At 65.8% G+C, this 10,935-nt stretch carries 11 protein-coding genes and 1 pseudogene; 7 read left to right on the top strand and 5 right to left on the bottom strand.

The annotated features are described in order from the left end of the window. The 4 genes and pseudogenes from VGC77_RS22535 to VGC77_RS22520 all read left to right on the top strand — a co-directional run. A pseudogene (locus tag VGC77_RS22535) lies at window positions 1-163 on the top strand (chemotaxis protein CheW); the annotation flags it as partial. 73 nt (window positions 164-236) lie between these two features. Next, on the top strand, window positions 237-602 hold the full coding sequence (locus tag VGC77_RS22530; RefSeq protein WP_331173788.1) for a response regulator: 366 nt from the start codon (window positions 237-239) through the stop codon (window positions 600-602). A 77-nt stretch (window positions 603-679) separates the two neighbouring features. Beyond that, window positions 680-1,849: a chemotaxis response regulator protein-glutamate methylesterase gene (locus tag VGC77_RS22525; protein WP_331173787.1), complete on the top strand. Its 1,170-nt coding sequence runs from the start codon at window positions 680-682 to the stop codon at window positions 1,847-1,849. Next, entirely contained in the window at window positions 1,846-2,718 is an 873-nt protein-coding gene (locus VGC77_RS22520; RefSeq protein ID WP_331173786.1) for a protein-glutamate O-methyltransferase CheR, read from the top strand. Before VGC77_RS22525 ends, VGC77_RS22520 begins: the two co-directional genes overlap by 4 nt. Window positions 2,719-2,780: 62 nt before the next feature. Here VGC77_RS22520 and VGC77_RS22515 read toward each other — a convergent pair whose 3' ends face one another. From VGC77_RS22515 to VGC77_RS22505, 3 genes are read right to left on the bottom strand one after another with little or no spacing between them, the layout of a single operon-like run. Next, window positions 2,781-3,152: a transcriptional regulator gene (locus tag VGC77_RS22515; RefSeq protein ID WP_331173785.1), complete on the bottom strand. Its 372-nt coding sequence runs from the start codon at window positions 3,150-3,152 to the stop codon at window positions 2,781-2,783. A 12-nt stretch (window positions 3,153-3,164) separates the two neighbouring features. Continuing rightward, on the bottom strand, window positions 3,165-3,467 hold the full coding sequence (locus VGC77_RS22510) for a type II toxin-antitoxin system HigB family toxin (protein WP_331173784.1): 303 nt from the start codon (window positions 3,465-3,467) through the stop codon (window positions 3,165-3,167). A gap of 47 nt (window positions 3,468-3,514) precedes the next feature. Continuing rightward, window positions 3,515-4,693, bottom strand: coding sequence for an AGE family epimerase/isomerase (locus VGC77_RS22505; RefSeq protein ID WP_331173783.1), 1,179 nt, complete (start codon window positions 4,691-4,693; stop codon window positions 3,515-3,517). Between the two features lie 145 nt (window positions 4,694-4,838). Here VGC77_RS22505 and VGC77_RS22500 point away from each other — a divergent pair, with 145 nt between their 5' ends. The 3 genes from VGC77_RS22500 to VGC77_RS22490 all read left to right on the top strand — a co-directional run bounded on the left by VGC77_RS22500 (window position 4,839) and on the right by VGC77_RS22490 (window position 8,420). After that, window positions 4,839-6,338, top strand: coding sequence for a phosphomannomutase/phosphoglucomutase (locus VGC77_RS22500; protein WP_331173782.1), 1,500 nt, complete (start codon window positions 4,839-4,841; stop codon window positions 6,336-6,338). Window positions 6,339-6,482: 144 nt separating this feature from the next. Beyond that, window positions 6,483-6,929 carry a GtrA family protein gene (locus tag VGC77_RS22495; RefSeq protein ID WP_331173781.1) on the top strand — a complete coding sequence of 149 codons (447 nt, stop codon included), beginning with the start codon at window positions 6,483-6,485 and terminating at the stop codon, window positions 6,927-6,929. A gap of 78 nt (window positions 6,930-7,007) precedes the next feature. Then, a complete protein-coding gene (locus tag VGC77_RS22490; RefSeq protein ID WP_331173780.1) occupies window positions 7,008-8,420 on the top strand; it encodes a mannose-1-phosphate guanylyltransferase/mannose-6-phosphate isomerase in 1,413 nt (470 codons plus the stop codon). A 9-nt stretch (window positions 8,421-8,429) separates the two neighbouring features. On the opposite strand, the gene VGC77_RS22485 is transcribed toward VGC77_RS22490, so the two are convergent. Both VGC77_RS22485 and ctrA read right to left on the bottom strand, forming a co-directional pair. Further along, the gene (locus tag VGC77_RS22485) at window positions 8,430-10,088 is read right to left on the bottom strand and encodes a glycosyltransferase 87 family protein (RefSeq protein WP_331173779.1); all 1,659 of its coding nucleotides are present in this window, start codon (window positions 10,086-10,088) and stop codon (window positions 8,430-8,432) included. Between the two features lie 106 nt (window positions 10,089-10,194). Then, window positions 10,195-10,896, bottom strand: a complete 702-nt coding sequence (gene ctrA, locus VGC77_RS22480) for a response regulator transcription factor CtrA (RefSeq protein ID WP_331173778.1) — start codon at window positions 10,894-10,896, stop codon at window positions 10,195-10,197. Window positions 10,897-10,935 lie beyond the last annotated feature (39 nt).

Below are 10,935 nucleotides of genomic sequence, written 5' to 3'. Positions count from 1 at the left end.
AGTGCTGAAGCTCGCCGACGACAGCCGCGAGGTCAACCCGGTCAACCTCGACCCCCGCATGGCCAAAATGGCCTGCGGCGTCCACCGCCTCAACGGCCAGCTCATGGTCGTCCTCGACGTCGACCGCGTCCTCGAAATCGGTCCAGACAGAATTGCTGCGTAAGTATCGCGACAGGTTGCGTGCCTTGATGAGTTGAAACTGCCCGTCCGGGCGATGAGAGAAAACAGAGGCTGAAATGAAGACATGTTTGGTCGTCGATGATTCAAGCGTCATCCGCAAAGTCGCCCGCCGCATTCTGGAAGGTCTCGAATTCCAGATCGTTGAAGCCGAGGACGGCGAGAAGGCGCTGGAGATCTGCAAGCGCAGTCTGCCGGAAGCCGTGCTGCTCGACTGGAACATGCCGGTGATGGACGGCTACGAATTCCTGCGCAATCTGCGCCGGATGCCGGGCGGCGATCAGCCCAAGGTGGTGTTCTGCACCACCGAAAACGACGTCGCACATATCGCGCGCGCGCTGCACGCCGGCGCCAACGAGTACATTATGAAGCCGTTCGACAAGGACATTGTGATGGCGAAATTTCATGAAGTCGGCCTGATCTAGTCCGGTCGTCCCGGTCGCGGTTGCTACCGGGCGGTCGTCTGCGCCTTGCCTTTGTTTTCCGTTGAGTTTGGTGTGTCATGAGTATCGCAGTGGCAAGTGCTTCGATTCCGGAACCCGTGCGGTACGAGCCGCTGCGGGTGATGGTGGTGGACGATTCGGTGGTGATCCGCGGGTTGATTTCGCGCTGGATCGAGGCCGAGCCGGACATGGTGGTGGTGGCGTCGCTGCGCACCGGGCTCGACGCGGTCAACCAGGTCGAGCGGGTCAAGCCCGATGTCGCCGTGTTGGATATCGAAATGCCGGAGCTCGACGGCATCTCGGCGCTGCCGCAACTGCTCGCCAAGCAGCGCAACCTGATCATCATCATGGCTTCGACGCTGACCCGCCGCAACGCCGAGATCAGCTTCAAGGCGCTGTCGCTCGGCGCCGCCGATTATATCCCGAAACCGGAGAGCACCCGGGAAGCTTCCGCTGCGGACATCTTCCGCCACGATCTGCTGCAGAAGGTGCGCAGTCTCGGCGCCCGGGTGCGCCGCAGGGTGCAGACCTCGCCGGGCGCGGTGTCGGCGCCCGCCGTGGTGCGGCCCCGCGAACCGGCGCCGCCGCTGGTGCCGAGCCACGCGCCCTCGGCGCCGTTGCTGCGTCGCGCGCTTGGCCTCACCGCGCCGCGCGTACTGCTGATCGGCTCCTCGACCGGCGGACCGCAGGCGCTGATGACGCTGGTCGCCGAGATCGGCCCGGTGATCGACCGTTTCCCGGTGCTGATCACCCAGCACATGCCGCCGACCTTCACCACGATTCTCGCCGAGCATCTGGCGCGCACCAGCCATCGCCCCGCCCATGAGGGCATCGACGGCGACATCATCAAGCCCGGCCAGATCTATCTGGCGCCGGGCGGCAAGCACATGCGGGTGGCGCGGCAGGGCGCCAACGCGGTGATCGCGCTCGACGACGGTCCGGCGGTGAATTTCTGCAAGCCCGCGGTCGACCCGTTGTTCATCTCGGCGATCGAGGTCTGGCAAAGCGCGATCATGGCGGTGGTGTTGACCGGCATGGGCTCCGACGGCATGCGCGGCGGCAAGGACATCGTCGCCGCCGGCGGCAGCGTGATCGCCCAGGACGAGGCCTCCAGCGTGGTGTGGGGGATGCCCGGCGCCGCGGCCAATGCCGGGATCTGCGCGGCGATCCTGCCGCTCAACCAGATCGGCCCGAAACTGGTGCGGCTGTTTGCGGGGGACCGCCTGTGAGCCCGGCGGACTACGATTTCCTCTGCAAGCTGTTGAAGGATCGCTCCGGCCTCGATCTGTCGGCCGACAAGCGCTATCTGGTGGAAAGCCGGCTGCAGCCCTTGGCGCGGCGCTACGATCTGCCGGGCCTCAGCGAATTGGTGCAGAAGATCCGCGCCGGCGCCGAGGCGATCACCGCCGAAGTGGTCGAGGCGATGACCACCAACGAGACGTTCTTCTTCCGCGACAAGCTGCCGTTCGATCATCTGCGCGAGGAGATCATTCCGGCGCTGCTGCAGGCCCGCGCCGGCCGCCGTGCCTTGCGGATCTGGTGCGCGGCGGGCTCCACCGGGCAGGAGCCGTATTCGATCGCGATGGTGCTCAAGGAGATCGGCGCCGCACTGTCAGGCTGGCGCGTCGAGATCGTCGCCACCGATCTCAGTCAGGCGGTGCTGGAGAAATCCCGCTCCGGCCTGTACAGCCAGTTCGAGGTGCAGCGCGGGCTGCCGATCCAGCTTCTGGTGAAGTACTTCAAGCAGACCGGCGAATTGTGGCAGCTCAATCCCGAGATCCGCGCCATGGTGCAGCATCGCCAGCTCAATCTGTTGCAGGATTTTTCCAATCTCGGCAGTTTCGACGTGGTGTTCTGCCGCAACGTGCTGATCTATTTCGATCAGGACACCAAGATTTCGATCTTCAACCGGCTCGCCAAGGTGCTCGAGGCCGACGGCTATCTGGCGCTCGGCGCCGCCGAGACCGTGGTCGGGCTGACCGACGCGTTCAAGCCGCACCCGGCGCGCCGCGGCATCTATCGTCCCAACGCCGATCGCCGTGCGCCGTCGATCGTGCCGGCGATGCAGCCCGCGCTGAAGCTGGTCGCGGCAGGGTAGCGCGCGCCCCCCCCCCGTCGCGCATCAGCGATTGGATCAGCCGCGAATAAGACCTCTCGGATTCAGCCCGTGACCAAACAGGGCCGCACCAGCAATTCGGCGGGGATTTTCCAGGCCTCGCTGATGGTGCGGATCATCTCGACCGTCAGCGCTCGCCGGCGGCCGAGAATCTCGGAGGCGCGGGAGCGCGAGCCGAGCAATTCGGCAAGCTCGGCCTGGCTGTGCCCGAGGTCTGAAATCGCGAAGTGCAAGAGATCGATCGGATCGGCGTTATCGACCACCGGCCAGCGGGTCTCCTCGTATTTCTCGACCAGCGTCGCAAGCACGTCGAGCGTGTCGCCGTCCTCGGTGCTGGCCGGCGCTCCCCATAGTCTCTCGATCTCGGCGAGCGCCGCGGCATGATCGTCATCGTTTCGGATCGGGCGGATTTTCATGATGCGCACTCCTCAAAAACGCGACACCGTCAGCGCGTCGATCTTGTCGTATTCGCGGTGGGTCCCGATGAACTTCACGAACGCAATCTGCTTGCCAAAGTCGATGGCGACGATCAGCCGATAATTTCCGCCGGCGACCTCAAATCTCACCCGCTCGGCGTTGAGAACCGTGGCGCTCGGTGCCGCGCGCCGGACCTCATCCATCGACGTCCAATTCGCGGTCTTGAGCAAAGTCCTCCAGCGCGTCAGCGGCACCGCCGTCTCGGGATGGACTTCCGCATAGCTTGCCAGCGTGCTCCAGGCGATAATGCGCATCGCTGAATCATGTTCCCGATTTGGGAACGAGTCAAGCGGTCGGGCGATCAGCGGGTGTGCGGCTTTCTGTCCTCGCCGCCGAACACCCGCTCGGCTTCGGCGATCGCGAACACCACGTGGTACAGCGTCGAGGCCGGCACGTCCTCCAGCATCGGCTTGCCGGCGCCGTCGATGCGGTCGATCCAGCCGCCGTCGAACGGTCCTGACAGAAAGCAGCCGCGCAACGCCCGCAGCAACGCGGTGGCGCGGCTGGTCGCCAGCGTGCGGTCGCGGCCCATTTCGAAATCGCTGGCCACCGCTTTCAGCGCTTCGCAGCTGGCCCAGCAGCGTCGGCTTTCCACCCGCGCGGTGCCTTCGATCGCGATCGATTCCACGATCGCGCCCGATCCGCCGATGCCCTCGGCGAAGGCGCGTTGCGCCAACGCCGCGATCAGCGCGTCGGTGGTGTGTCCGGTCGCGAGGCGATAACGGTCGAGCAGCCAGATCCATTCGAAATGGTGGCCCGGCTCGAAGCGGGCGTCAGGCAGCCCGGCGATCTGCCAATCATTGTCGTAGAGTTCGGCGAGCGCGAGGTGGCGCCGCGAGAACAGCCGGGTCTCGAACAGCGCGACGATGTCGTCGCAGAGCTGGCGCGCCTCGACGCTGTCGAACGCGCCGGCCGCTTCCAGCGACGCCTCCAGCAGATGCATCTGCGGGTTCTGCCGGGAGAATGCGTCCAGCCGCGGCCGGCCGTCGATGACGCCGAGCCCGCCGGGATGCGCGAGCTCGGTGCGCATCACCGCGATCAGCCTGGCGGCGGTCGCCGCGTCGACCCGCGCTCCCAACAATTTGCGCGCCCAGGCCAGCGCGAACAGCAGAAACGCGTAACCGTAGCTGTCGGCGCGGCCATCGCGGATCGCGCCGTCGGGGTCGACCGAAAACGCCCAGGGCGTGTCCGGCCGTCCGGTTGCGAAGCTCGCCAAGGTGGAGCGCAGCGCCCGTTCGACGAGCTCGCCGCCGTCGAACCAGCCGCGCTTTGTCGCCAGCGAAAACACCGCGATCTGCCGGCATTGCACCATCAGCCGGCGCGGTACGTCGAGCACGCGGCCTGCGAAATCGACGCGTTCGACGAACAGGTCGCGACCGCGATCGAACCCCGTGGTCGACCAGAACGGCAGCGCCGCGCGGCTGATCCAGGCTTTGGCCCATTGGAGTTCGGCTTGAAGGTGGTCCGGCAATTGCAACATCTCGCGCTTTCGCCGCCCGTCTTATAGCAAGCGGATGCTGCGATCCATGGCTTGCGGGCCGGCCGGTGCCGGGCTTTTCTCCGCCCGGCACATCCGCTAAGGCTGCGGGATAATCGTGCCGAGATCGTTTCCCGCGAGGCCATTGATGTTTCCGACGCCGAAGCCCGTCCTTCTGCCGAATACCTATGCCTATGAATCCGAGCCGATGGTGAAGCCGACCGGGTTTCGCGAATACGACGCGCGCTGGCTGTTCGGCTCCGAGATCAACCTGATGGGCGTGCAGGCGCTGGGCATGGGGCTCGGCACGCTGATCGCCGAACTCGGCCAGACCCAGGAGATCGTCACCGGGCATGATTTTCGCAGCTATTCGGCCTCGATCAAATACGCGCTGATCGCCGGGCTGATGGCGTCGGGCTGCAAGGTGCACGACATCGGGCTGTGCATGACGCCGATGGCGTATTTCGCACAGTTCGACCTCGACGTGCCGTGCGTGGCGATGGTCACTGCCTCGCACAACGACAATGGCTGGACCGGCGTCAAGATGGGCGCCAACCGTCCGCTGACCTTCGGGCCCGACGAGATGACGCGGCTGAAGGAGATCGTGCTCGGCGCTGCGTTCGCCAACAAGGCCGGCGGCTCCTACCAGTTCCACGAGAACTTTCCGGCGCGCTACATCGCCGATTTGACCCGGCGGCCGCGCCTGAAGCGCAAGCTGAAAGTCGTGGTGGCCTGCGGCAATGGCACCGCCGGCGCCTTCGCGCCGCAGGTGATGCAGGCGATCGGCTGCGAGGTGATCCCGCTCGACACCGAACTCGATCACTCATTCCCGAAATACAATCCCAATCCGGAAGACATGGAGATGCTGCACGCGATCCGCGACGCGGTGCTCGAGCACAAGGCCGATCTCGGCTTCGGCTTCGACGGCGACGGCGACCGCTGCGGCGTGGTCGACAACACCGGCGAGGAGATCTTCGCCGACAAGGTCGGCGTGATGCTGGCGCGGGATATGTCGGCGCTGGTCAAGGACGCGCAATTCGTGGTCGACGTCAAATCCACCGGGCTGTTCGCCACCGATCCGGTGTTGCAGGCGCAAGGCGCCAGGACGCAATACTGGAAGACCGGGCATTCCTACATGAAGCGGCGCACCCACGAATTGAACGCGCTGGCCGGCTTCGAAAAATCCGGCCACTTCTTCTTCAACGCGCCGCTCGGCCGCGGCTATGACGACGGGCTGATCTCGGCGATCGCGATCTGCGAGATGCTCGACCGCGCGCCCGGCAAGACCATGTCCGATCTGAAAGAGGCGCTGCCGAAAACCTGGTCGTCGCCGACGATGTCGCCGCACTGCGCCGACGAAGCCAAATACGGCGTGGTCGCCGCGGTGATCGCGCATTTCGAGGCCGCGCAGAAGGCCGGCACGCAGGTCGCCGGCCAGCCGATCCGCGACCTCGTCACCGTCAACGGCGTCCGCGTCACCTGCCAAGACGGCAGCTGGGGGCTGGTGCGGGCCTCCTCCAACAAGCCGGAACTGGTGGTGGTGGTGGAAAGCCCGGTGTCGGAAGCCCGGATGCACGAGATGTTCGCCGCGATCAACGAAGTGCTCGGCACCCACGCAGCGGTCGGCGCCTACAACCAGACGATCTGAGCATTCCCGCGGGAACCCGGCGGGCTATGGCGCGGCCGCGCGCTCTGGCCCGGCCCCGCCATCTGGGGTATCCTCGGGCGTTCTTCGAATGGGCGTGGGCTCGCGTTCGAGGCGTCGCCGCAACCTGTTCGAACGAGTTTTGTCATGAAGCATCTGCTTGATCGCCTCGCCGCCGCCTGGGACCGGCGCGACATGCGGCTGAAGGCGATCAGCTTCGCGCTGGTCGGCGTCGTCAACACCCTGATCGATCTCGGCGCGTTCCTGGCATTTTACCACTGGGTCGGGCTGCCGCTGGTGGTCTGCAACGTGCTGGCCTGGGCGATCGCGGTGTCGTTTTCCTATGCCATGAACAGCTTCACTACCTTCGGCCCGGAATCCGGGCATCAGTTGAGGCTGCGCGACTATCTGACCTTCGTGGCGTCGGGGATCGCCGGGGTGATCGCCGCGACCAGCACGCTGTTGCTGCTGTCGCTGTATCTGCCGGTGCTCAGCGCCAAGCTGGTGTCGATCCTGGTCAGCTTCGTGGTGAATTTCTCGCTGTCGCATTTCGTGGTGTTTCGCCGCGGCCGCGACGGCGGCATTGCCGGCTAGCGTCGGGGCTCTTGCGAGCCGCCCTCAGATGGGACAGAAAGCAGCCGGTTCCGCGTAACCGAGAGGCAATTCAACCCGATGGCTGATCCAATCATTCCCCTGATCATGTGCGGCGGCGCGGGGACGCGGCTATGGCCGGCGTCGCGCGAGGTGCGCCCGAAGCAGTTCCTGCCGCTGTTCGGGCCGCGCTCGACGTTTCAGGATACGCTGCTGCGGGTGTCGGATCCCACCCTGTTCGGGCGCGCCATCGTCATCACCAATCTGGCCTATCGTTTCATGGTGCTGGAGCAGCTCGCCGCGATCGGGCTCGAGGCCGACGTGCTGCTGGAGCCGGCGCGGCGGGATTCCGGCCCGGCGATCGCCGCCGGCGCCGCCTTCGCCCAGACCCGCGACCCCGACGCCATCGTGCTGGCGCTGGCCGCCGACCATGTGGTGAGCGACACCCCGGCGTTCCTGGCCGCCTGCCGCGCCGGCCTCGACGCGGCGGCCGCCGGCAGCATCGTCACCTTCGGGGTCGAGCCCAGCCGCGCTGCCACCGAATACGGCTATATCCGCCCCGGCGCCACGGTGTCCGGCGAAGTCCGCGCGGTGGAGCGTTTCGTCGAGAAGCCGGACCCGGCGACCGCCGAGGCCTACATCAGGGACGGCTATCTGTGGAACAGCGGCAACTTCATGTTCCGCGCCAGCGTGCTGCTTGATGAATACCGGCTGCTCGATGCCGACAGCGTGGCCAGCGTCACCGAGGCGGTGGCCAAGGCTGGCCGCGATCTCGGCTTCGTCACGCTCGATCCGGCGTCGTTTGAAGCGGCCAAGCCGATCTCGATCGATTACGCGGTGATGGAGAAGACCAGCCGCGCGGCGGTGGTGCCGGTCGCCTGCGGCTGGTCCGATGTCGGCTCCTGGCACGCGGTCTGGGAGCTGTCGGCCAAGGACGGGCAGGGCAACGCCGCGCAGGGCCAGGCGGTGTTCGAGGATTCCCGCAACTGCAACGTGGCGACCGACAAGACCTTGGTGGCTTTGGAAGGCGTCGACGACCTCGTGGTGGTGGCGACCCAGGACGCCATCCTGGTGTCGCGCCAGAAGGACGCCAACGGCCTGAAGCGGTTGGTGGCGAAATTGAAGACCGTGGCGCCGCAGGTCACCGAGGATCATCTCAAGGTGCACCGGCCGTGGGGCTCCTACCAGGCGCTCGACAATGGCGAACGCCATCAGGTCAAGCGCATCGTGGTGAAGTCGGGCGGCCGGCTGTCGCTGCAGATGCACCACCATCGCTCCGAGCACTGGATCGTGGTGCGCGGCACCGCGCGGGTGACGATCAACGAGCTGAACAAGATCGTGCACGAGAACGAGTCGATCTATATCCCGATCGGCGCCACCCACCGGCTGGAGAATCCCGGCAAGATCCCGCTGGAATTGATCGAGGTGCAGACCGGCAGCTATCTCGGCGAGGACGACATCGTGCGGCTCGAGGACGACTACAAGCGCAATTAGCCGGCGCGCTCAGTCGGCCGCGTTGTCGGCGTTTGCAACCTTGCACCATTGATAGGGCTCGCGCTTCTGCCCGACATAGGCGTCGTAGCTCTGGCAGCCGGCGAAGTCGATCGTCATGCCGTAGCTTGCCAGTGTGGCCTTGACCTGGGCGTCGACGGCGTCGCGCGCTGCGGCATCGGCGCCGTATTGGTACAGCGCCATCACCGCGCCGCCGCGTCGCGCGATCAAGTCCCGCACCTTGTGCCGATGGCCGGCGCTGCGGAAGTTCGGGTCGAGCCCGACAAAGGCCAGTTGCGGCGGAAACCGTGTGATCATCCAGCTCGGCGGCGGGTCCATCGTCGCCAGCAGCACCGTGGTCTGCTCGAGCTGGGCAAGTTCTGGCAGATCGACCCGGTAGGGCGGGTCGGCCCAGCGCTGATGGCCCCAGAACCGCACCCCGCCGAGCAGGAACACCAGCGTCGCGGCGATCAGCAAAGGCTTGGCGATCGCCCGCGCGATCGGCCAGGGCGCCATGGATCGCAGCAGCACGACCACGACCAGCGGCAACAGCAGTTCGATCGGCACCAGATAGCGCGCGATGCTGAACAGCAGCATCCACAGCAAATAGCCGGCCAGGACGAACGCCAGCAAATAGCGCTGCGCGGGGGCGATCCGCTGTTCCACCGCGCCGCGCCATCGCCGGATCAGGACCGCGGCGGCGGCGGCGCAGAACGCGAGGTAGCTCACCGCCCAGATCGCCTGGTGGAAGCTCGCCTGTCCGGTGCGCTTCGGCGACACCGTGAAGATCAGCGGCCAGAACAGATAGTCCCAGATGGTGCGCGGCAGGAACGACTTGTCGACGATGCCGTAATTCGGCGCCCAGGCGCTGGGAAACAGCGCGGCGAATTGCGGAAACAGCGGGTTGCCGAACACCCGCCACATCGTCAGGTGCCAATAGCCGCCGGTGATCGCCGCGCCGCACACCACGGCCGCGCCATAGCTCGCCGCGTGGAGCAGCCTGCGCCGCCACGGCGCCGGCGCCATCAGTAGCGCTATGCCGAGCGCCGCGGCATAGACGCTGTTGGTCAGCTTGAGCCCCATGCCGAGCCCGGCCAGCAATCCGGCCAAGCCGATCCAGCAGCATCCGGCGGCGACGCCCGCGGCTGGCAGCCGCGGAAACTGCCGCAGAATGACCAGCAGCGCCGACAGCACCAACAGTGCGGTGGCGTTGTCGCCCATCGTGGTGCCGATTTCGGAGACGAAATTCGGCGTCAGGATGCCGGCGACGCTGAGCCAGAACGGCACGGCGAGGCGCTGGCGCGGCGGCAGGTCGGGCAGAACGCGCCGACAGATCTCTAACAGCAGGTTGAAGTTGAGGCCGTGGACGCAGCCCCAGGCGAAGCCGGCCAGCCGCGCCGGCCAGTGCCGGATCATCCAGTCATAGGCGAGGTCGAGCGTCGGGTTGAAATAGACCTGAAAGCCGCCGGGGGTGAAGTCGATATCGAGCTTGCCGTTCAAGAGCGCGAACGGGCCATAGAGGTGATAATTGCGCAGGTCCCAATTGTCGTCGACGCCGAGGCCGAGCGAGATCAGGCCGAACAGCAGCGGGGCGGCGAGATGGATCACCAGCGGCTGGCGCCGCTCCGCAGCAGCGGACCACGGCCGCGAAAATCTCGACCACAAATTCATGGCCTGTCCTTACACCGCAAACAAAAACCCCGCCAATGACGGCGGGGTTCAGTCGGGAGGCGAGAGCCGGTCGGCTCTCCTTGACATCGCGCCGCGGGAAAGCGGCTCAGGCCGGAATGCGGGCTTCTTCTTCGTGCGGCTCGCGCAGCACATAGCCGCGGCCCCACACGGTTTCGATGAAGTTGCGGCCTTCGGAGGCGTTGGCGAGCTTCTTGCGCAGCTTGCAGATGAACACGTCGATGATCTTCAGTTCCGGTTCATCCATGCCGCCGTAGAGATGGTTGAGGAACATTTCCTTGGTCAGCGTGGTGCCCTTGCGGAGCGAGAGCAGCTCCAGCATCTGATATTCCTTGCCGGTCAGATGCACGCGCTGGCCGCCGACTTCGACGGTCTTGGTGTCGAGATTGACGACGAGGTCGCCGGTCTGGATCACCGACTGGGCGTGGCCCTTGGAGCGGCGGACGATGGCATGGATGCGGGCCACCAACTCGTCCTTGTGGAACGGCTTGGTCATGTAGTCGTCGGCGCCGACGCCGAGGCCCTTGACCTTGTCCTCGATGCCGGCGAGGCCGGACAGAATCAGAATCGGTGTCTTGATCTTCGAGACCCGCAGCTGCTTGAGAACGTCATATCCGGACATGTCCGGAAGGTTCAGATCGAGCAGGATGATATCGTAGTCATAAAGCTTGCCGAGATCGACGCCCTCTTCCCCGAGGTCGGTCGTATAGACGTTGAAGCTCTCGGATTTGAGCATCAGCTCGATCGACTGCGCAGTCGCGCTGTCGTCTTCAATCAGCAATACGCGCATGCCAGTCCCCTTTAAGCGCCGCTCCGGGCGTCAGGCGTC

The organism is Rhodopseudomonas sp. (assembly GCF_036404135.1).
GTDB lineage: Bacteria > Pseudomonadota > Alphaproteobacteria > Rhizobiales > Xanthobacteraceae > Rhodopseudomonas_A.
The sequence above is the reverse complement of the archived record's forward strand: the minus strand, read 5'-3'. Positions and strand labels throughout refer to the sequence as shown.

Excerpts from the sequence above, each read along its gene's own strand:
- VGC77_RS22500 (WP_331173782.1), top strand. The coding sequence starts at position 4,839 with ATGTTTCCGACGCCGAAGCCCGTCCTTCTGCCGAATACCTATGCCTAT.
- VGC77_RS22525 (WP_331173787.1), top strand. The coding sequence starts at position 680 with ATGAGTATCGCAGTGGCAAGTGCTTCGATTCCGGAACCCGTGCGGTAC.
- VGC77_RS22485 (WP_331173779.1), bottom strand. The coding sequence starts at position 10,088 with ATGAATTTGTGGTCGAGATTTTCGCGGCCGTGGTCCGCTGCTGCGGAG.
- VGC77_RS22505 (WP_331173783.1), bottom strand. The coding sequence starts at position 4,693 with ATGTTGCAATTGCCGGACCACCTTCAAGCCGAACTCCAATGGGCCAAA.
- ctrA (WP_331173778.1), bottom strand. The coding sequence starts at position 10,896 with ATGCGCGTATTGCTGATTGAAGACGACAGCGCGACTGCGCAGTCGATC.
- VGC77_RS22495 (WP_331173781.1), top strand. The coding sequence starts at position 6,483 with ATGAAGCATCTGCTTGATCGCCTCGCCGCCGCCTGGGACCGGCGCGAC.
- VGC77_RS22515 (WP_331173785.1), bottom strand. The coding sequence starts at position 3,152 with ATGAAAATCCGCCCGATCCGAAACGATGACGATCATGCCGCGGCGCTC.
- VGC77_RS22510 (WP_331173784.1), bottom strand. The coding sequence starts at position 3,467 with ATGCGCATTATCGCCTGGAGCACGCTGGCAAGCTATGCGGAAGTCCAT.
- VGC77_RS22490 (WP_331173780.1), top strand. The coding sequence starts at position 7,008 with ATGGCTGATCCAATCATTCCCCTGATCATGTGCGGCGGCGCGGGGACG.
- VGC77_RS22530 (WP_331173788.1), top strand. The coding sequence starts at position 237 with ATGAAGACATGTTTGGTCGTCGATGATTCAAGCGTCATCCGCAAAGTC.